Source organism: Ruegeria sp. CDSC054 (assembly GCF_059610645.1).
The window spans coordinates 111524-130535 of sequence record NZ_JBXWOA010000006.1; the positions used below are offsets into that span (position 1 = coordinate 111524).

The window sequence follows — 19012 nt, forward strand, 5'->3', positions numbered from 1 at the left end:
GTTATGCGGCGGGACGTCCGCGTGGACGACGACGCTTCGAGGACGTGGGCTTCGATGTCGAATTTGCCCCCTGCGGTTTACGCCCCCGGAACCCTCCGCGATTACGGGTTTTCTTGGGCTCAGAAAATTCTGGCATGGTGCCGCTGGCGACCGGAATTTCGATCTTCATCAGCTTCTGAATCTGGCGCAGCTGATCCACTTCGTCCGGTGAGCAGAAGGCGATAGCTTCACCTTCGCGACCAGCACGGGCTGTGCGCCCGATGCGGTGGACATAGTTGTCGGGCACCTCGGGCAGGTCATAGTTGATCACATAGGCAACACCGGGAATGTCGATGCCACGCGCGGCCACGTCGGTCGCGACCAATACGTTGATCTCTCCGGCCCGGAACGCCTTGATCGCGCGGTCGCGCTGTCCCTGGCTTTTGTTGCCGTGGATCGAGGCCGCGTTGAAACCATCGGCTACAAGGCCTTTCATCAGTTTCTCGGCTCCGTGTTTGGTACGGGAAAATACCAAGGTCAGAGCTTCCATGTCAGCGGACAGAATATCGCGGAGTTTCCGCGGTTTGCCGGCCCGGTCGACGAAATGCACAGACTGCGTGATCTTGTCCGCCGCTTTACCTGGAGGCGAGACCTGCACTCGCTGCGGGTTGGTCAGATAGGATTGGCTGAGTTCCTCCATCTGTTTTGGCATAGTGGCCGAGAACAGCATGGTTTGGCGCGGCGTGCCCAGCTTGGGTGCGATTTTGCGCAGCGCGTGGATGAAGCCCATGTCCAGCATCTGGTCGGCCTCGTCCAATACAAGATGTCGCACCGAGCCGAGGTCAACAGCACCGCGTTCCATCAGGTCGATCAAGCGCCCGGGCGTGGCGACCAGAATGTCGGTGCCGCGCGACAGGAACGAAATCTGTCTGCCGATTGACTGGCCTCCGACCACGGTGGCCACGCGCAGCTTGGTCTTGTCGGTCAGGTTGCGCAGGCTATCCGCGATCTGGTTGACCAGCTCGCGGGTTGGAGCAAGGATCAGCGCTTTGGCGGTTTTGGGTGCGGGTTTGCCGGGCTGCGCCAGCAAATGGTCGATCAGCGGCAGGCCGAAGGCCAGCGTCTTACCAGTGCCCGTCTGCGCCAGGCCCAGGATGTCGTGACCGTTCAGCGCCAGCGGGATGGCCTGGTTCTGAATAGGGGTCGGTTGTGAGAAATTGGCACGTTTCAGTGCATCGTTGAGGGCTGGTGCAAGACCCAGCATGTCGAAGTCGAACAAATAACTATCCTTTGTAATCCGCAAGGCGATAGCCGTACGGACAAGACGTGTCTGGCCACGCAGCGCGTGACCGGCAGGGTTTCCGCTAAACCTCGGGACGTGCAGGCGAACCCTGCGCCATCTGGCGTCGCGTCAAGAACCCTGCGTGAATGGGAACTAGGAGATGTAGTGATGCGCTGTGGGGTCTGCTACGACCGTCAATGCTCACGCGTCAGCGCTGTCTTAAGGTGGCACATGCTAGTTTTGCTAACAATTGTCAAGGCATGAACTGTGAAGTGGGAACATGTACCTGCCGCGGCCGTCAGGGATCGGATTGTTCAAATAGAAGAACCTTGTCCGGCGGGGCTTTGAAAATCCCGAAGTGCTTCTTGGCTTTCATAACATCGGTAAACACCTGATCCTTAGGGGAGATGACTTTTTGTATATGACCAAAAAATGATTCCAGAAATGTGCGCTAAAACCCTTGTAGCTACCACTCTGACAGTGGTTCTAGCCGCTTCTTTAGCAATCGCATGCTCTCGGATCGTCTATGAAACGGCAGACGGATCCTTCCTCACGGGGAGGACGCTTGACTGGTTCGAAGATACTTCAACAGACATTTGGGCCTTCCCGCGGGGCATGGACCGTGACGGTGGCGCCGGAGAGAATTCGGTCGAATGGACGTCCAAATACGGCTCTGTCGTGGCAACGATCTATGACGGAGCAACTGTTGACGGCATGAATGATGGCGGGCTGGTCGGCAATGCTCTCTATCTTGCCGAAGCGGATTACGGGACGGAAAATGCCGGAGACAAACCTCTTCTTTCTGTCGGAGGGTGGTTGCAGTATTTTCTGGACAACTTTGCAACAGTTGAAGAAGCCGTTGCAGCGATGGAGCAAGAGCCATTCGTGATTGTAGCGCCGATGTTGCCAAGCGGACATGAGGCCGGAGGGCATATTGCGCTATCTGATGCGTCTGGTGACAGTGCAATATTCGAGTATCTCGATGGCGAGTTGGTTATTCACCATGGCCGCGAATTTACTGTCATGACGAATTCTCCTACTTTTGACGAACAACTCGCTATCACCACTTATTGGGGTGAAGTTAATGGTCTTTCATTTTTGCCCGGAACCCATCGGTCTTCCGACCGATTTGCGCGGTTGAGCTGGAATCTGAATGCCGTTCCCTCGTTCGAAGACAAAAACGATGCGACGGCGGCGGTGTTCTCTCTCGTGCGATCAATTTCCGTACCATTTGGTGTGACGGCCCCAGAGCGCCCAAACATCGCATCAACAACCTGGCGTACGGTCGCTGATCATGAGTTGGGTCGGTACTACTATGAGAGCGTGTTCAGCCCTACATTGTTTTGGGTGGATATCGAGAACCTTGATCTCTCCGATGGGGCTTCTACCCTGAAATTGGAACTTGGCGAAAAGCCCATCCTTGCGGGCGAGGTTTCGGCCAGCTTTGAACCTTCCGAGCCATTTCTTTTTCTCGGCGATACGTAACGTTGTAGTCACGGGGCTCAACCACTGACGACCGTCTGCCACATAGTCCTATCAGTAAAGGTCTCTTAACTATCAGCGCACGCTACCCGTTGCGCCGTTGTTGCGCAACGCATTGACTTTGCGGACTTTCTTGCGTATAAGTTGTGTCATGCTAGAAGAGGTGGGCGACGGCCCCGGGGCGACCCGGCGGCCGTTTTTCGTTTCTCTCGTGCGGAGATCACTCACGCATGAGGTCACAGGCACACATGACTTTGATTACCCCGGAAGAGCGGATGTCCCAGACGGCTGATTTGTTGCAGTCGCTTGAGAGATCCATTCGCGATCTGCGCCAAGCAGCGGAAGAACTGCGCAAACAGATCGGTGCCGGGGAGGATGCAGATCTTGCTGGTTCAGCCAAGCAACTCGGGCAGTTAGAGGGGCTGATCCGAAGTTGTCAGAAAGTGGAGACAAGCTTTGTCGAACAACATCACAGACAAGCCGGAATTGCCCAAGGGGGGTATGCGCTCGACCTTGAGCGCGCTCGATTTGAGATTGGGTGCAGGCTGGCTCGCCTCCGCGCCTGCTGCGGTACGGGACAGATTTCTTAGTGAGATCGGGGAGGGGGGGCTGTGCGCCCTCCCTTTCCTGTTCGAGTTCTGGGCGCTGCCGCATCAGTTGCCGCCCGAAGGCGACTGGCGGTCTTGGGTCATCATGGGGGGGCGTGGGGCTGGTAAGACGCGGGCCGGGGCCGAATGGGTGCGACAGGTGGTCGAGGGGTCTTTGCCCTTGGATCGCGGCGAGGCGCGTCGTGTGGCGTTGGTGGGTGAGACCTTTGATCAGGTGCGCGATGTGATGATCTTTGGCGATAGCGGGATTTTACAGTGTTCGCCGCCGGATCGGCGACCTGTCTGGAAGGCGTCCGAACGGAAACTGGTCTGGCCCAACGGGGCCGAGGCGCAGGCGTTTTCGGCGCATGATCCCGAAGGGCTGAGGGGGCCTCAGTTCGATGCGGCCTGGGTGGATGAGTTGGCCAAGTGGAAGAAGGCTGGCCAGACCTGGGATATGCTGCAATTTGCGCTGCGCTTGGGGGAGCGACCTCGGGTCTGTGTGACGACCACACCGCGCAATGTGAAGGTTTTGAGGGAATTGCTGGCGTCTCCGTCCACCGTGCAGACCCATGCGCCGACCGAGGCGAACCGGGCCAATCTGGCGGGTTCGTTTCTGGACGAAGTGCGCGCGCGTTATGCGGGTACGCGGCTGGGGCGGCAGGAGTTGGACGGGGTGCTGTTGTCGGATGCTGAGGGCGCTTTGTGGACAGGCTCGATGCTGGAGGCGGCGCGAGTTGAGAATGTACCAGAGTTGGACCTTATAGTGGTCGCGCTGGACCCAGCGGTGACGGCGGGGTCGAATGCGGATGCTTGTGGGATCGTGGTGGTCGGCGCACAAGTGCAAGGGCCGCCCGAGGAGTGGCGCGCCTATGTGCTGGCCGACCGGACAGTGCAGGGCGTTGGCCCGGCGGGCTGGGCGCAGGCGGCGATTGACGCGATGGATGAGTTCGGAGCTGAACGGCTGGTGGCCGAGGTCAACCAGGGCGGGCAGTTGGTGGAAGAGGTTGTCCGACAGGTGGACCCTCTGGTCCCTTATCGGGCGGTACGGGCGTCGCGCGGCAAGGTCGCGCGGGCCGAACCTGTGGCGGCGCTCTACGAGCAGGGGCGGGTGCGCCATGTGGCGGGGCTGAACGCGCTGGAGGAGCAGATGTGCCAGATGACCGCGCGCGGGTTCGAGGGGCAGGGCTCACCCGACCGGGTCGACGCTCTGGTCTGGGCGCTGCATGAACTGGTCGTGGGGCCTGCGGGGGCGTATCGGCGGCCTAGGGTGCGGAGTTTGTGAGTAGGCTTAAATTGGCTAAGAAACAACTGAGTTACTAGCCATCAAAGATCAGTGGCGGGCAATGTCACCAAATCTTGGAATGAATTTTAGCTGCGCCATGGAACGTATGGAGCTGTTTGAACTTTCTCTTGATATTTTTTTTGTTGAATTTGTAGATGATCCGAATATGGCATCTCAAAAACTGGAGTAGACTGTATTGTTAGGCAGGCATTGGAGCTGGTTGATTTTCCTGATCATCGTACTTTTGCCCGTGGTGGTCTATTTGTTTGAAGAGGAACGAAGCGAAGGCTGGGAACAAATCGTAGCATTTTACGCTCTGCTGGTGGGATTTTTTCTGTTTTCGTGGTTTCGAAAAGAGAAATAGCTCGTTCAGCTCGAGCGTTTTGTGGTGCTTTTAGGGCGAGCACTCTGGCTGATATCTGGAATGGGAATTGATTTGAAACTCACAGATTCCCAATAGAGAAGCCGTGTGGGCCACTGAGCACTACATTTAGATAGATGACAGGCTTTTGCTCCCGTTGCCTATCCCCCGCGCGCCCCATTCCCAAGCCCTAAACTTCTTTCCGTCATAACTCCTTTCAACAAGCCGAGCAGAGCGGCGGCAGAAAGGAGCACAGATGGTATTCGATTTCTTGCGTCGTGGAACGGCCGGGGAAGCGCCCGATGCAAAGGCGAGCGCGGCGGGGCCTGTGGTGGCGTGGCAGACGGGTGGGCGCGTGGCGTGGAGCCCCAGGGACGCGGTGTCACTGACGCGGACGGGGTTTTCGGGGAACCCGGTGGGGTTCCGCTCGGTCAAGTTGATCGCCGAGGCGGCGGCGGCACTGCCTCTGGTGCTGCAGGATCAGGCGCAGCGCTATGACGTGCATCCAATCATATCCCTAATGCGCCGTCCGAATGCGGCGCAGGGGCGGGCGGAGTTGATGGAGGCCTTGTTTGGGCAGTTGTTGCTGTCTGGGAACGCCTATGTCGAGGCGGCACAGGCCGAGGATGGATTGCCGGTTGAACTGCACGCCTTGCGCTCGGACCGGATGAGCGTGGTGCCGGGGGCGGATGGATGGCCCAAGGCGTATGACTATACGGCGGGCGGCAAGACGCATCGTTTCCCGGCTGATGCGATCTGTCATATCAAGTCGTTCCACCCGCAGGATGATCACTATGGGTTCTCGCCAATGCAAGCGGCGGCGATGGCGATTGATGTGCATAACAGCGCGTCGCGGTGGTCGAAATCATTGCTGGACAATGCTGCGCGGCCTTCGGGCGCGTTGGTGTGGAAAGGCGGCGATGGACATGGGGTGATGGCCGAGGATCAATTCCGCCGCTTGTCCGATGAGATTGAGCAAAACTATCGCGGGGCGCGCAATGCAGGCCGCCCGATGGTTCTGGAAGGGGGGCTCGATTGGAAGCCGATGGGTTTTTCACCCTCTGACATGGAGTTTCAAAAGACCAAGGAAGCCGCCGCCCGCGAGATCGCACTGGCCTTTGGGGTCCCGCCGATGTTGCTGGGAATTCAAGGCGACGCGACCTATTCGAACTATCAGGAGGCCAACCGGGCGTTTTACCGCCTGACCGTTCTGCCCCTGGTGACGCGGGTGGCGGCGGCGGTGTCGGAATGGCTGGCGGGCTTTACTGGTGAAGAGTTGGTGTTGAAACCCGACCTAGATCAGGTGCCAGCGCTGTCGGCGGAGCGGGATGCGCAATGGGCGCGGGTCAACGGCGCCGAGTTCCTGACAGACGCTGAGAAACGTGTGATGCTGGGGCTACCGGAGCGTGCAGATGGCTGAGGGGTATCCGCCGTTTGATTGTGCGCCGGGCCTGCGCTTGGCTGCACATGAACGGGTGGCCGAGATTCAGCACGCGCATTTATGCAGGCGGCTGGATCAGATCGAAGAGATGATGGAGCGGCTGGAGAAACGGCTGTGGCTGACGGTCTATGGAGTCGTTGCGGTGATCCTGGCGCAAGCGTTTCAGTCAATTCTGGTGGTGTCGCCATGAATTCAGAGGCTTATGAGGAGGTGTTCATGGATTTAGAACACAAGTTTGCGCGGTTTAGCGATGGATTGTCGGTGACCGAGGACGCGGTGATCGAGGGCTATGCCAGCCTGTTTGGGCAGGTCGATCAAGGGAGCGATGTAGTGCAGAAAGGCGCATATCGCAGGTCGTTGGCTGGGCTAACGGCGGCAGGTCAGCGGGTCAAAATGCTGTGGCAGCACGACCCGGCGCAACCCATCGGTGTCTGGGACGACGTGCGCGAAGATGAACGCGGGCTTTGGGTCAAGGGACGTATGTTGGAAACCACGCAGAAAGGCCGTGAAGCTGCGGAATTGATCCGGGCCGGGGCCATTGACGGGCTGTCGATCGGCTATCGCACCAAGCGGGCCGTGAAAAATGAAAAGGGCCATCGGGTCCTGACCGAACTGGAGCTGTGGGAGGTGTCGCTTGTGACTTTTCCGATGCTGCCCAGTGCGCGGGTGGCGGCAAAGGGGACGACCCCGGACGCCGAGGACACCCTGCGCAGTATTGCCGAGGTGATTGATCACGCCCGGCAGGAGCTGGCGCGAACCTAGCGCGCCTCAATCCCACCCAAACAAGGAAGTTCTGATGAGCAAGACCGAGACCCCGGCCTTGACCGGAGAGGGTGTGCCCCTGGTTCAGGAGGTGAAGCAGGCGATGACTGGCTTCGTGAGCGAATTCAAGGGCCTGAAGGCTGAAGTTAAAACCAAACTGCAACAGACAGAAGAGCGACTGACCATGCTGGATCGTAAATCAATCACCGCGGCGCGCCCGCATCTTGCGGCTTCAATCGAGGAGGGTGCGCCGCATCAGAAGGCTTTCGACGCCTATGTGCGATGCGGCGACGATGACGGCTTGCGCGGTCTTGATATCGAAGCCAAATCGCTGTCCAGCGCCGTAAACAGCGATGGCGGATATCTGGTCGATCCGCAAACCGCCGAGATGATCAAGTCGGTGCTGAAATCCACGGCCTCGATCCGTTCGATCGCTTCGGTGTTGAATGTCGAGGCGAACTCGTTCGACGTGTTGATCGACCACACTGACGTGGGCGCTGGCTGGGCGGATGAAAGCTCAGCGGCCACCGAGACAGCGACCCCGTCGATTGATCGAATCTCGATTGCCCTGCACGAGCTGAGCGCGCTGCCCAAGGCGTCGCAACGTTTGCTGGATGACAGCGCGTTTGATGTCGAGGGCTGGCTGGCCGGTCGAATTGCCGACAAGTTTGCCCGTGCCGAAGCGGCGGCGTTCATCTCGGGCGATGGTGCGGACAAGCCAAATGGCATTCTGAACCATGCCAAGGTCGACAATGATGTTTGGACCTGGGGCAATCTGGGCTATGTCCCGACCGGCATTGACGGTGGTGTCGATGCGGACGCGATTGTCGATGTGGTTTATGCGCTGGGCGCGCAATACCGCGTCAATGGCACCTTCGTAATGAATTCGAAAACTGCTGGTGTGATCCGTAAGCTAAAGGACAGCGATGGCCGCTTCCTGTGGTCGGACGGTCTGGCTGCGGGTGAGCCTGCGCGCCTGATGGGCTATCCGGTTCTGATTGCCGAGGACATGCCGGATGCGGGCACCGACAGTTTCTCGATTGCCTTTGGTGACTTCCAGGCCGGCTACACTATTGCCGAGCGCCCTGATCTGCGCGTCTTGCGTGATCCGTTCAGCGCCAAGCCGCACGTTCTGTTCTATGCGACCAAGCGTGTCGGCGGCGACGTGAGCGACTTTGCCGCGATCAAGCTGGTGAAATTCGGCACCGCCTAAGCGGTGACGGATCCGGGGGGTCATTGGCCCCTCGGGCGCGGGCGCGGGCCGGGGTGAGATCCCCTGCGTTGTCTAGCTGCTCCCCTCCGTCCGAGCAACGTGGGGCGGTGCGTGCCCGTCATTTTCTTGAGTGAGGCCCCCGGAGGGGTCCGAGATTGCGGAGTGAATGGATGATGTTGATCGAAGAAACCGCCATCGCGGATGCGGCGCTGCCGGTGGATCAGTTTAAGGCGCATCTGCGGCTGGGCACAGGCTTTGCCGAAAACAGCGTTCAGGACGATGTGCTGAAAGGCTTTCTGCGCGCAGCCGTTGCGGCAATCGAAGCGCGTACTGGCAAGGTTCTGATTGAGCGCGATTTTTCCTGGAGCCTGACCGTCTGGCGAGACCAGTCGGGTGAAGTGTTGCCGGTGGCCCCGGTCACCGAGGTCAAGAGTGTAACGCTGGCAGATGCAGAAGGTGCAGAGACCGTCGTCACCCCGGATAGATACCGGTTGGAAAAAGACGCGCAGCGTCCCCGGCTACGCCCCGTTGGGGCACTGATGCCGAAGATGACAAAGGGTGGTTCTGTCAGGATCGTCTTTGGCGCTGGGATAGCAATGGATTGGGGTGGGTTGCCCGCCGATCTGGGGCAGGCCGTGCTGCTGCTGGCCGCGCATTACTACGAATACCGCGATGAGACAGCGCTGGGTGCCGGGTGCATGCCATTTGGCGTTACCAGTCTGATCCAACGCTATCGAACAGTTCGGTTTGGCGCTGGGGTGATGCAATGAAAGCGCCGCGGTTGAACAGAAAGCTGGAGTTGGAAGCGCCGGTGCGCGTGGCCAATGGGTCAGGCGGATACACCGAAACCTGGGTGCCGCTGGGCACGGTATGGGCCGAGGTGACCGCGCGCAGCGGGTCAGAGCGGCAGGTGGCTGGCGTCCCGATATCGCGGGTCGGCTATCGCATCGTGGTCCGGGGCGCGCCCACAGGCTCCACCATGCGGCCATCGCCGGATCAGCGCTTTGCAGAGGGCGCACGTCGTTTTGTCATCCGCGCTGTCGCCGAGCGTGATCCGCGTGGCCAGTACCTGACCTGTTTTGCGGATGAGGAGGTGGCAGCATGAGCTATGGCGTTTCAGCAGCCCTGCAGGCGGCGGTTTTCCAGCAGCTGTCCGGTGACAGCCGAGTAAACGATCTGTCAGGAGGCGCGATTTATGACGCGGTGCCGGCCGGAGCAGTACCACAGACTTATGTGACGCTGGGACCGGAAGAGGTTCGTGATGTCTCTGACCGATCGGGTGGAGGTGCGGTGCACCGGTTCACGGTTTCGGTCGTGTCCGAAGCCGCAGGGTTCGGGGCCGCCAAGACCCTGGCCGGTGCCGTGTGTGATGCGCTGGACGGTGCCATGCCCAGCCTTGATCGCGGGCGTCTGGTGGGCCTGTGGTTCGAGCGCGCCTCGGCCCGGCGCACCGGGACCGGTGGAGCGATCCGCCAGATCGACCTGAGATTTCGTGCGCGCGTGGAAGATGACTAACCAATCAACGGAGAAAGCATATGGGTGCCCAGAACGGCAAGGACCTGTTGGTCAAAGTGGATATGAACGGCAGCGGTCTGTTCGAAACTATCGCGGGATTGCGCGCCACGCGCGTCAGCTTCAACGCGGAAAGCGTGGATGTCACCAGCCTGGAAAGTCAGGGAGGTTGGCGCGAACTTCTATCGGGTGCCGGGGTCAAATCGGCTTCGATATCCGGTTCAGGCGTGTTCAAGGATGCCGGGACCGATGAACGAGCGCGGCAATTGTTCTTTGACGGCGAAACACCGGATTTTCAGGTCATCATCCCGGATTTCGGCATTGTTGCCGGGCCGTTTCAGGTCACAGGTGTCGAATATGCGGGCTCGCACAACGGCGAGGCGACCTATGAGATGAGTTTGGCCAGCGCCGGCGCGCTGAGTTTTACGGCGCTGTAAGCCGATGGCCAATCCGTGGACAGGCGAGGTGGCTTTGACCATCGATGGAGAGCGGCGGGTGCTCAAGCTGACGCTGGGTGCTTTAGCGGAATTGGAGCAAGAGCTGGGTGCCGGTTCGCTGGTGGAACTCGTGCAACGGTTCGAAGGCGGAGCCTATTCCAGTGGTGACGTATTGGCACTGATCGTGGCCGGGTTGCGCGGCGGTGGCGGCGACGTCAACCGCACCGATCTGCTGAGCGCCGAAATTGAGGGTGGCCCGATGGCAGCTGCGCGTGCGGCAGCGGAGTTGTTGGCGCGGGCCTTCATGGTGCCGGATCAGGCATGAGCGGGTTCAACTGGCCCGCCTTGATGCGGGCCGCGCTTGTCGGTCTGCGTCTGACGCCGGATCAGTTCTGGCGACTGACCCCGGCCGAATTGCAACTGATGCTGGGGCAGGGCGCAGGGATCCCGGCGATGAACCGGTCTGGCTTGGATGCGTTGCTGAAGGCCTACCCGGACAAATTACAAGGAGAGCGTGATGACGGATCGTGACGGGTTTGACGACTTGCAGGAACGCGGCGATGCGCTGGGAGACTCGCTGGGTGACGCGGCATCTATGGCGGCTGCTTTTGACGGCCAGATGAAACGGATCAGCGCGGCGTTTGAGGAAACCGGAAAGGATGTCGCGACGCTGGAACGCGGCATGTCCAGCGGGTTGCGCAAAGCCTTCGACGGCGTAGTGCTGGATGGGATGAACCTGTCCGATGCGCTGGACGTTTTGAAGAACTCAATGATCCGCACGGCGTATTCGGCAGCGATCAAGCCGGTGACGGATCACTTTGGCGGGATGCTGGCCGGAACCGTTGGCGGTCTGGTGCAGGGGCTTTTGCCATTTGCCGACGGTGGCAGTTTTTCGCAAGGCCGGGTGATGCCTTTCGCCAATGGCGGCGTTGTCAGCGGCCCAACCACATTTCCCATGCGTGGCGGAACCGGGTTGATGGGGGAAGCCGGACCCGAAGCGATCATGCCTTTGGCGCGCGGGTCGGACGGTAAGCTTGGGGTACGCACCTCGGGAGGTGGGCGTGCCGTCAATGTCGTGATGAACATCACCACCCCGGACGTGCAGGGGTTCCGTCGCAGTCAAAGCCAGATTGCGGCGCAGATGAGCCGCGCACTTGGGCGCGGCAATCGCAACAGGTAACTTGAGGGAGCAGGCCATGAATTTCCATGAGGTTAGATTTCCCGCCAGCCTGAGCTTTGGTTCGGTTGGCGGCCCCGAGCGGCGCACAGATGTCGTGACACTGGCCAACGGGTTTGAAGAACGCAACACGCCCTGGGCCCATTCGAGGCGACGCTATGATGCCGGGCTCGGGATGCGCTCGCTTGACGATATCGAAGCGATGATTTCGTTCTTCGAGGCGCGGCAGGGGCAGATGTTCGGATTTCGGTGGAAGGATTGGTCTGACTTCAAGTCGGGCGCAGCAACGGCTGAGGTAGACAATGCCGATCAGGTTATTGCACGCGGCGACGGAAAGACGACCGAGTTCCAGTTGTTGAAAACCTACAACTCTGGCGGGTTCAAATACGTCCGTCCGATCCTCAAACCAGTTCTAGGGACCGTCAAACTTGGCCTTGAGCAGGACGAAATGCGCGAAGGCGTGGATTTCGAGGTAGATCTGGCGCGGGGCCGGGTCACGTTTACGAACGCGCCACCGCAAGACGTCGAGATTACGGCGGGGTTCGAGTTTGACGTGCCCGTTCGTTTTGACACCGACAAGATCCAGACCAGCGTGGCCAGCTTTCAGGCAGGCGACGTGCCCAACGTTCCGGTGGTCGAGGTGCGGGTCTGATGGGCGGTAATGCACAGGGGTTGCAGGAGCATCTGCAAAGCGGGATGACCACCACCTGTCGATGCTGGGCCATCACGCGCACGGATGGGCAGGTCTATGGGTTTACCGATCATGATATGGAGCTGCGCTTTGACGGGCTGGTCTTCAAGGCAAGCAGTGGCCTGACCGCGGCAGCGATCGAACAGGCGACAGGCCTTTCGATTGACAACTCCGAGGCGATGGGCGCGCTGTCCGATGCGGCAATCAGGGAAGAAGACATCGAAGCCGGGCGGTTTGACGGTGCTCAGGTTCAGGCTTGGCTCGTGAACTGGGCAGACCCCGAACAAAGGGTGTTGCAGTTTCGTGGCTCGATTGGGGAAATGCGTCGCGGCGGTGGTGCATTTCATGCTGAGCTGAGAGGGCTGACAGATCTTTTGAACCGGCCGATGGGACGGATTTATCAAAAGCCCTGCACCGCAGTGCTGGGCGATGGTGCCTGTCGGTTCAATGTGGCTGCAGCCGGTTTCCAGGCAGAAGCGGAGATCGTCAGTCTGTCGTCGGGCAGTGTGCTTCAACTGAAAGGTGCGAACGCGCCGGATATGGGATGGTTCGGACGTGGCCGGCTGGATGTGATTTCCGGCACGGCCTCGGGTCTTTGGGCGTCGGTGAAACAGGATGAGCGTATCACGGGCGGGCGCAATGTCACCTTATGGACGGGGATCAGTGGCGGACTGACAGTCGGTGATCGAGTCCGGCTGACCGCCGGGTGCGATAAACGCATGGAGACCTGCCGAAGAAAATTCAACAACCTCATCAATTTTCAAGGTTTTCCGGACTTGCCGGGCGAGGATTGGGTGATGGCTGTTCCTAAGAAAGACAAACCGAATAAAGGGGGCAGCAGACGATGACAGTAGACCGGCAGGACATAGTTGCAGAAGCGCGCCGATGGCTAGGCACGCCGTATGTGCATCAGGCGTCCGTCAGGGGCGCGGGGGCGGATTGTTTGGGATTGCTACGCGGCATCTGGCGCGCGCTGTACGGAGCTGAGCCGGAGTCCGTGCCGAGCTACAGCATGGACTGGTCAGAGCCACAGGGGGATGAACGCATGTGGGATGCGGCCCGCCGAAATTTGACATCAAAGCGGCCCTCGGAACTGGCAGCAGGCGACGTATTGCTGTTCCGCATGCGCGATGGCGGCGTCGCCAAACATGTGGGTGTTGTCAGCGAAACCGGCGCGGTCCCGCGGTTCATTCACGCATATTCAGGGCACGGCGTTGTGGAAAACGCCCTAAGCGACCCTTGGCGTCGCCGGGTTGTCGCCTGTTTCGCATTCCCGCTGGAGGTCAAATAAATGGCTACGATTGTACTTTCCGCAGCAGGCGCTGCTCTTGGTGGCTCGATCGGAGGCACTGTCGCGGGTCTTTCCACAGCGATCATAGGCCGGGCTGTCGGCGCAACGTTGGGGCGGGTCATCGACCAGCGGTTGATGAGCCAATCCGTGATGGGTGGCGGCAGCGAAGTTGTCGAAACCGGGCGCCTGGATCGTTTCCGCCTGACCGAAACCGGAGAGGGGGCTTCGGTCACTACCGTGTTCGGCCGTATGCGTGTTGGCGGGCAGATCATCTGGGCATCGGACTTTCTGGAAACCCGCAGCACCAGCACGACAACCCAATCCACGCGAGGTGGAAAAGGGTCTCGTCGGCCAAGCTCGGCCACAACAACCACGACCACGCATACCTACAGCTATTCGATCTCGCTGGCGATTGCCGTGGGCGCTGGGCAGATCTCTGACATCTCACGTATCTGGGCCGATGGTGAAGAGCTTGAGCGCGCCGGGCTGAATATGCGCCTGTACAAGGGCACCGACAATCAATTGCCTGACCCGTTGATCGAGGCGGTCGAGGGCACCGGGCAGGTCCCTGCGTACCGGGGCACGGCCTATGTGGTGATCGAGGACTTTCAACTTGCCGCGTTCGGCAACCGCGTCCCGCAGTTTTCCTTTGAGGTTGTCCGACAAGAACAGCCGGGGCTGCCAGACACGCCCGGTGCCGTATCCCGGATCGTGCGCGGCGTTGCGATGATCCCGGGTACGGGTGAATACTCACTGGCCAGCAGGCAGGTGAATTATTCCAAAGGGCAGGGGCAAAGCTGGGCTGCGAACGTGCATTCGGCTTCGGGCGTTTCGGATCTGGTCACCTCGACCCATGCGTTGAATGCTGAATTGCCCGCCTGCGATGCGGTGTCGCTGGTCGTGTCGTGGTTTGGCGACGATCTGCGGTGCGGTCAGTGCAAGGTGCAGCCAAAAGTCCTGCACAAAGAGTTTGATGGCGAGAACATGCCGTGGAGCGTATCAGGCGTATCCCGGGCGGCTGCCCAGATTGTTCAGATCGAAAATGATCGACCTGTCTATGGGGCGACACCTGCGGATGCGTCCGTGGTCGAGGCGATCCGGCATCTCAACGCATCGGGCAAACGGGTGATGTTCTACCCGTTCATCCTGATGGATCAGTTGCGCGGCAATGGCCTGCCGGATCCGTGGTCTGATGCCACCGATCAGCCGCACCTGCCATGGCGAGGGCGGATCACGCTGAGCGAGGCACCAGGCCGCAACGGGTCCCCGGATAAGACAGCCGGGGCCGATGCGCAGGTTGCGCAGTTCTTTGGCCAGGCCCGCGCAAGTAACTTTGTCGTCGGCGATGGCATCGTCACCTATTCCGGCCCGCAGGAATGGGGTCTGTTCCGGTTTATTTTGCACTATGCGGCGCTCTGCAAGGCAGCCGGTGGAGTGGCGTCGTTCTGCATCGCATCCGAGATGCGCGGCCTGACGCAGATCAGGGGCGCGACCGGGTTTCCTGCGGTGGCGCAGATGCAAATCCTCGCGGCGGAAGTGCGCAAAATCCTCGGGCCGGACACCAAAATCGGCTACGCGGCCGATTGGAGCGAGTATTTCGGTTACAAACCCGTCGATGCTGGCAGCGACCGGTATTTTCATCTGGATCCGCTTTGGGCCGATGACAATATCGACTTCGTTGGTATCGACAATTACATGCCGCTGTCCGATTGGCGGGACGGAGAGGATCACGTCGACGCCAAAGCGGGCGTAGATGCGATCTATGATCTAGACTACCTGCGTGGCAATGTTGAAGGTGGGGAAGGGTACGACTGGTACTACCCTTCGACCGAGGAATCCAAAGCGCAGATTCGGTCTGCGATCGAAGATCAGGCGCATGATGAGGCCTGGATCTGGCGATACAAGGATGTACGCAACTGGTGGTCGCAACCGCATCACGAACGGATCGGAGGCGTGCGCCAAGCCAATCGGACCGCATGGGTGCCTAGGTCCAAGCCGATCTGGTTCACGGAACTGGGTTGTGCGGCCATCGACAAAGGCACCAATCAGCCAAACAAGTTTCTGGACCCGAAATCCTCGGAATCCAAGCTGCCGCGCTATTCCAACGGTCTGCGGGATGATTTCATTCAGGTGCAGTACCTCAAGGCGATTTTGGGCTATTGGTCCGAGGCAAAAAACAACCCGGTTTCCAATACTTACGGCGGCCGCATGATTGATCTGTCCAATGCCTATGTCTGGGCTTGGGATGCGCGACCATATCCAACCTTCCCGAACCTGCAAAGCCAGTGGAGTGATAGCGAGAATTACGCGCGAGGGCATTGGTTGAACGGGCGGTCGGGGTCGCGCACGCTGGCATCGGTAGTGACCGAGATTTGTCACGGGGCTGGTGTGACCGACATCGACACGTCGCGCCTTTATGGTATGGTGCGGGGCTATGCTATCGAACAGGTCTCGGACGCGCGATCAGCTTTGCAGCCGCTGATGCTGCGCTATGGTTTCGATGCAATCGAGCGGGACGGCGTATTGCGGTTTCAGATGCGCAATGGGCAACGCGCCATCGCGCTGGATCAGGAGCATCTGGCGCTCAGCTCTGATATTGAGGCCGGTATTGAACATCGCCGCGAAGCCGAGGCTGAAATGACGGGTCGGGTGCGCTTGCGCTTTGTCCAATCGGATGGGGATCATGACATCGTCGCGGAAGAGGCCGTTCTGCCCGACACGCGGACCCATTCGGTGTCTGTCAACGAAATGCCCCTGTCCATGACACGTGCCGAAGGTCGCCAGACCGCGGAACGGTGGCTAAGCGAGGCGCGGGTGTCGCGCGAAACCGTGCGCTTTGCGCTGCCGCCTTCGTTGAGGCACATCGGCGCGGGGGATGTCGTCAGCCTGGATGAGGGCGGACAGGGTGCGCGTTTCAGGATTGATCGACTGGAGCAAGCCGAGATGCAATTGGCGGATGCCGTTCGGATCGAACCGGGAATATACGCGCCGTCTGACCTGCCTGATGACCTAGTCTCGACCAAGCCCTTTGTCGCCCCGGTTCCGGTTCTGCCGGTGTTCATGGATCTACCGCTGATAACCGGCTCAGAGGTGCCGCATGCGCCTTACCTGGCTGTGTCTGCCGACCCCTGGCCCGGCAGCGCTGCGGTGTACTCGGCCGTGAATGATGAGGATTATACCTTGCAAGAGGTGATCTCGGCGCAGGCCGTCATCGGGTTTACCCAAACACCCCTGCGGCGGGCCGGCGTCGGAGTTTGGGACGATGGTGCGCCGCTGCGCGTCAGGCTGGTCGATGGTTTGCTGGAATCGCGCCCGCGCGACGCTTTGTTGAATGGTGCCAATCTGGCCGCAATTGGGGACGGAATGCCCGGCAACTGGGAACTGTTCCAGTTCGCCAGCGCCGAACTTGTGGGTCAGGGGACCTACGCCCTTTCAGGGCGCCTGCGCGGGCAATTGGGGACGGACAGTGTCATGCCCGACATCTGGCCTGAAGGTTCAACTTTTGTCTTGTTGGATGAAAGAGTTTTCCAAACCGGGCTGTTGCGGTCTGAAAGGCGGGTGGCGAAACATTATCGCATTGGGCCGGGAACACGGGCCTACGACGATCCTTCTTTCCTCCACCAGGTTCACGCCTTCGACGGCAACGGACTTCGGCCATATGCTCCGGTGCATGTCAAATTGGCGAAAATCGGAGCAGGTGACGAAATTTCATGGATCCGTAGAGCCCGACTGGACGGCGATGACTGGGATGGATTTGACGTGCCGCTGGGGGAAGAGACTGAGGCCTATCTGGTGAAAATCAGCATCAACGGATCAGTAATACGCGAACAGGTTACATCAGAGCCGCGCTGGACATACCCATCGGCAATGAAAACTACCGATGGCGCGACCGGCGCTTACGAGGTTGATGTGGCGCAGATCTCTGCCAGTTACGGGCCGGGTCCCGCCGCACGTCTTCTGGTTGGGTAAGACACGTAGGCGTCCTGTTTTGCACGGCGATGTAAGTGCCGCGGCGCGGGTATTGCTGAACGCGCCGCCTGCCGACCGGGAACGCCTGTGCACCAGAATGATTAGCGAAGCTGAACTGGCCGACATTTATGTCGGCCATACAGGCCGGCTACACCCACTGTTTGGAAATGGCTCATTGATGACAGTGGCTAGAACCCGACCATTGGCCGACGAGCCAAGCTTTGACGATTTGCAATATTGCCAGTGTTTTGAGATGGTTCTGCGATGCCTGATTCAATTCCGCGTTACCCGGATGCGCAGCTGACGCACTTGCTGGCCGCTGGGTCAAGGTTCAGGCGACCCACCGGAATCTCTTCACCGCAATCCTCGCAATAGCCGAATTCTCCATCTTTGATCCGGGTCAGGGCCACTGACAATCGATGTGTTTCGATATCCCGATTTGCTTGTTGAGCCTTGGCCATGGCCTGATTTTGCAGGGCGTCCATCCGGCTGAGCCGCCCGACAGCTTGCTGGTCCAGTTCAACCACTGCCTGGGCCTCGGTTCCAAGGGCAGAATGCTGAGCCAACTCGTCCAATCGTGCACGGATACGGTCTTTGAAATTCGCCACCTGCGTCTCATTCATTTTCGTTGCCCTGTCGATCACGGGTTTGCGTTTGGCGTTTTTGCCACTAAATGGCATTCTAGGCGCAGCAAAGGATGAAAAGCCATGTTCGAAACGCGCAGCCACGTGACCCCCGTCGACCCTGTTTGGGATCGCATCACCGCCGAAGCTCAGTCTGCAGTTGAGATTGAGCCTTTGATGGGTGGGCTGGTTCACGCCTGTATCCTGCACCACCGCAGCCTGGAACGGGCGCTGTCCTACCGGATTGCAGCCAAGCTGTGCTCGAACGAAATGTCGATGATGGTGCTGCGCGAGATCGTGGACGAAGCCTATGCCGACGACCCCGCACTGCTCGAAGCTGCGCGCGCGGATTTGATGGCCGTCTACGAACGCGACCCGGCCTGCCACCGCCTGTTGCAGCCAATCCTTTACTTCAAAGGGTATCAGGCGATGCAAGCCTATCGCGTGGGGCACTGGTTGTGGCGCAAGGGGCGTTATGATCTGGCGTATTTCTTTCAGATGCGCTCGTCCGAGATTTTCGGGATTGATATCCACCCCGCGGCAAAGATCGGGAAAGGTATCATGATCGACCACGCGCATTCGATCGTGATTGGTGAAACGGCGATCGTTGGCGACAACGTCTCGATGTTGCATTCGGTGACCCTTGGCGGGACCGGCAAGGAAGAAGAACAGCGCCACCCCACGATTGGCGATGGGGTGCTGATCGGGGCAGGTGCCAAAGTTCTGGGCAATATCGTAGTTGGCCACTGCAGTCGTATTGCTGCAGGCTCGGTGGTGCTGCAGGAAGTGCCTGCTTGCAAAACCGTGGCTGGAATACCGGCCAAGATCGTCGGAGAGGCCGGGTGCGATCAACCCTCGATCTCGATGGATCACATGCTGGGCAAAGACCAGTAACTCAAGTCAGTTCAAGCGGTCGTTTT

21 protein-coding genes are annotated in these 19012 nt (G+C 59.6%); 19 read left to right on the plus strand and 2 right to left on the minus strand.

Annotated elements, in window-relative coordinates; genetic code table 11:
- Position 1: 1 nt before the first annotated feature.
- Complete coding sequence (locus AC2FGC_RS13725; protein WP_496782629.1) at positions 2-1258, minus strand: DEAD/DEAH box helicase; 1257 nt, start codon at positions 1256-1258, stop codon at positions 2-4.
- A gap of 435 nt (positions 1259-1693) precedes the next feature.
- On the opposite strand from AC2FGC_RS13725, the gene AC2FGC_RS13730 reads away from it, so the two are divergent.
- From AC2FGC_RS13730 to AC2FGC_RS13815, 18 genes are all read left to right on the plus strand, one after another.
- Positions 1694-2746: a linear amide C-N hydrolase gene (locus tag AC2FGC_RS13730; protein WP_496782630.1), complete on the plus strand. Its 1053-nt coding sequence runs from the start codon at positions 1694-1696 to the stop codon at positions 2744-2746.
- Between the two features lie 498 nt (positions 2747-3244).
- On the plus strand, positions 3245-4615 hold the full coding sequence (locus tag AC2FGC_RS13735) for a DNA-packaging protein (RefSeq protein ID WP_496782669.1): 1371 nt from the start codon (positions 3245-3247) through the stop codon (positions 4613-4615).
- Positions 4616-5232: 617 nt separating this feature from the next.
- Complete coding sequence (locus tag AC2FGC_RS13740) at positions 5233-6396, plus strand: phage portal protein (protein ID WP_496782632.1); 1164 nt, start codon at positions 5233-5235, stop codon at positions 6394-6396.
- Positions 6389-6607 (plus strand): GTA head formation protein, RCAP_rcc01685 family, encoded by a 219-nt coding sequence (locus AC2FGC_RS13745; protein WP_108860356.1) that lies wholly within the window; start codon positions 6389-6391, stop codon positions 6605-6607. The genes AC2FGC_RS13740 and AC2FGC_RS13745 overlap by 8 nt, the downstream gene beginning before the upstream one ends.
- A 26-nt stretch (positions 6608-6633) precedes the next feature.
- The gene (locus AC2FGC_RS13750) at positions 6634-7179 is read left to right on the plus strand and encodes an HK97 family phage prohead protease (protein ID WP_496723426.1); all 546 of its coding nucleotides are present in this window, start codon (positions 6634-6636) and stop codon (positions 7177-7179) included.
- Positions 7180-7213: 34 nt separating this feature from the next.
- Positions 7214-8392, plus strand: a complete 1179-nt coding sequence (locus tag AC2FGC_RS13755) for a phage major capsid protein (protein ID WP_496723424.1) — start codon at positions 7214-7216, stop codon at positions 8390-8392.
- Positions 8393-8562: 170 nt separating this feature from the next.
- On the plus strand, positions 8563-9162 hold the full coding sequence (locus tag AC2FGC_RS13760; RefSeq protein WP_496723422.1) for a head-tail connector protein: 600 nt from the start codon (positions 8563-8565) through the stop codon (positions 9160-9162).
- Positions 9159-9497 (plus strand): phage head closure protein, encoded by a 339-nt coding sequence (locus tag AC2FGC_RS13765; protein ID WP_496723420.1) that lies wholly within the window; start codon positions 9159-9161, stop codon positions 9495-9497. The genes AC2FGC_RS13760 and AC2FGC_RS13765 overlap by 4 nt, the downstream gene beginning before the upstream one ends.
- Entirely contained in the window at positions 9494-9907 is a 414-nt protein-coding gene (locus AC2FGC_RS13770; protein ID WP_496723418.1) for a DUF3168 domain-containing protein, read from the plus strand. The genes AC2FGC_RS13765 and AC2FGC_RS13770 overlap by 4 nt, the downstream gene beginning before the upstream one ends.
- A gap of 20 nt (positions 9908-9927) precedes the next feature.
- Complete coding sequence (locus AC2FGC_RS13775; RefSeq protein WP_496696792.1) at positions 9928-10341, plus strand: phage major tail protein, TP901-1 family; 414 nt, start codon at positions 9928-9930, stop codon at positions 10339-10341.
- Between the two features lie 4 nt (positions 10342-10345).
- A complete protein-coding gene (locus AC2FGC_RS13780) occupies positions 10346-10666 on the plus strand; it encodes a gene transfer agent family protein (RefSeq protein ID WP_496723416.1) in 321 nt (106 codons plus the stop codon).
- Positions 10663-10872, plus strand: coding sequence for a rcc01693 family protein (locus AC2FGC_RS13785; RefSeq protein WP_496723414.1), 210 nt, complete (start codon positions 10663-10665; stop codon positions 10870-10872). Before AC2FGC_RS13780 ends, AC2FGC_RS13785 begins: the two co-directional genes overlap by 4 nt.
- Positions 10859-11521 (plus strand): RcGTA-type gene transfer agent tail tape measure protein, encoded by a 663-nt coding sequence (locus AC2FGC_RS13790; RefSeq protein WP_496722543.1) that lies wholly within the window; start codon positions 10859-10861, stop codon positions 11519-11521. Before AC2FGC_RS13785 ends, AC2FGC_RS13790 begins: the two co-directional genes overlap by 14 nt.
- 16 nt (positions 11522-11537) lie before the next feature.
- Positions 11538-12170, plus strand: coding sequence for a phage distal tail protein, Rcc01695 family (locus AC2FGC_RS13795; RefSeq protein ID WP_496723412.1), 633 nt, complete (start codon positions 11538-11540; stop codon positions 12168-12170).
- Entirely contained in the window at positions 12170-13057 is an 888-nt protein-coding gene (locus AC2FGC_RS13800; protein WP_496782634.1) for a phage/gene transfer agent baseplate hub protein, read from the plus strand. The genes AC2FGC_RS13795 and AC2FGC_RS13800 overlap by 1 nt, the downstream gene beginning before the upstream one ends.
- A complete protein-coding gene (locus AC2FGC_RS13805) occupies positions 13054-13500 on the plus strand; it encodes an NlpC/P60 family protein (RefSeq protein WP_496723408.1) in 447 nt (148 codons plus the stop codon). The genes AC2FGC_RS13800 and AC2FGC_RS13805 overlap by 4 nt, the downstream gene beginning before the upstream one ends.
- Positions 13501-17469 (plus strand): baseplate multidomain protein megatron, encoded by a 3969-nt coding sequence (locus AC2FGC_RS13810; RefSeq protein ID WP_496723406.1) that lies wholly within the window; start codon positions 13501-13503, stop codon positions 17467-17469.
- Entirely contained in the window at positions 17408-17773 is a 366-nt protein-coding gene (locus AC2FGC_RS13815; RefSeq protein WP_496782636.1) for a DUF7742 family protein, read from the plus strand. Before AC2FGC_RS13810 ends, AC2FGC_RS13815 begins: the two co-directional genes overlap by 62 nt.
- Here AC2FGC_RS13815 and AC2FGC_RS13820 read toward each other — a convergent pair.
- Complete coding sequence (locus AC2FGC_RS13820) at positions 17754-18092, minus strand: TraR/DksA family transcriptional regulator (RefSeq protein ID WP_496723402.1); 339 nt, start codon at positions 18090-18092, stop codon at positions 17754-17756. The two genes, AC2FGC_RS13815 and AC2FGC_RS13820, sit on opposite strands and share 20 nt — an antisense overlap.
- An 84-nt stretch (positions 18093-18176) precedes the next feature.
- Here AC2FGC_RS13820 and cysE point away from each other — a divergent pair, with 84 nt between their 5' ends.
- Positions 18177-18986, plus strand: a complete 810-nt coding sequence (cysE, locus tag AC2FGC_RS13825) for a serine O-acetyltransferase (RefSeq protein WP_058277511.1) — start codon at positions 18177-18179, stop codon at positions 18984-18986.
- Positions 18987-19012 lie beyond the last annotated feature (26 nt).

Bases quoted from the DNA above. Each gene is read 5' to 3' on its own strand.
- AC2FGC_RS13765 (WP_496723420.1), top strand. From the start codon at position 9,159: ATGAAAGCGCCGCGGTTGAACAGAAAGCTGGAGTTGGAAGCGCCGGTG.
- AC2FGC_RS13780 (WP_496723416.1), top strand. From the start codon at position 10,346: ATGGCCAATCCGTGGACAGGCGAGGTGGCTTTGACCATCGATGGAGAG.
- AC2FGC_RS13740 (WP_496782632.1), top strand. From the start codon at position 5,233: ATGGTATTCGATTTCTTGCGTCGTGGAACGGCCGGGGAAGCGCCCGAT.
- AC2FGC_RS13820 (WP_496723402.1), bottom strand. From the start codon at position 18,092: ATGAATGAGACGCAGGTGGCGAATTTCAAAGACCGTATCCGTGCACGA.
- AC2FGC_RS13795 (WP_496723412.1), top strand. From the start codon at position 11,538: ATGAATTTCCATGAGGTTAGATTTCCCGCCAGCCTGAGCTTTGGTTCG.
- AC2FGC_RS13790 (WP_496722543.1), top strand. From the start codon at position 10,859: ATGACGGATCGTGACGGGTTTGACGACTTGCAGGAACGCGGCGATGCG.
- cysE (WP_058277511.1), top strand. From the start codon at position 18,177: ATGTTCGAAACGCGCAGCCACGTGACCCCCGTCGACCCTGTTTGGGAT.
- AC2FGC_RS13760 (WP_496723422.1), top strand. From the start codon at position 8,563: ATGATGTTGATCGAAGAAACCGCCATCGCGGATGCGGCGCTGCCGGTG.
- AC2FGC_RS13785 (WP_496723414.1), top strand. From the start codon at position 10,663: ATGAGCGGGTTCAACTGGCCCGCCTTGATGCGGGCCGCGCTTGTCGGT.
- AC2FGC_RS13730 (WP_496782630.1), top strand. From the start codon at position 1,694: ATGATTCCAGAAATGTGCGCTAAAACCCTTGTAGCTACCACTCTGACA.
- AC2FGC_RS13735 (WP_496782669.1), top strand. From the start codon at position 3,245: ATGCGCTCGACCTTGAGCGCGCTCGATTTGAGATTGGGTGCAGGCTGG.
- AC2FGC_RS13810 (WP_496723406.1), top strand. From the start codon at position 13,501: ATGGCTACGATTGTACTTTCCGCAGCAGGCGCTGCTCTTGGTGGCTCG.
- AC2FGC_RS13755 (WP_496723424.1), top strand. From the start codon at position 7,214: ATGAGCAAGACCGAGACCCCGGCCTTGACCGGAGAGGGTGTGCCCCTG.
- AC2FGC_RS13745 (WP_108860356.1), top strand. From the start codon at position 6,389: ATGGCTGAGGGGTATCCGCCGTTTGATTGTGCGCCGGGCCTGCGCTTG.
- AC2FGC_RS13750 (WP_496723426.1), top strand. From the start codon at position 6,634: ATGGATTTAGAACACAAGTTTGCGCGGTTTAGCGATGGATTGTCGGTG.
- AC2FGC_RS13815 (WP_496782636.1), top strand. From the start codon at position 17,408: ATGTGGCGCAGATCTCTGCCAGTTACGGGCCGGGTCCCGCCGCACGTC.
- AC2FGC_RS13805 (WP_496723408.1), top strand. From the start codon at position 13,054: ATGACAGTAGACCGGCAGGACATAGTTGCAGAAGCGCGCCGATGGCTA.
- AC2FGC_RS13800 (WP_496782634.1), top strand. From the start codon at position 12,170: ATGGGCGGTAATGCACAGGGGTTGCAGGAGCATCTGCAAAGCGGGATG.
- AC2FGC_RS13770 (WP_496723418.1), top strand. From the start codon at position 9,494: ATGAGCTATGGCGTTTCAGCAGCCCTGCAGGCGGCGGTTTTCCAGCAG.
- AC2FGC_RS13775 (WP_496696792.1), top strand. From the start codon at position 9,928: ATGGGTGCCCAGAACGGCAAGGACCTGTTGGTCAAAGTGGATATGAAC.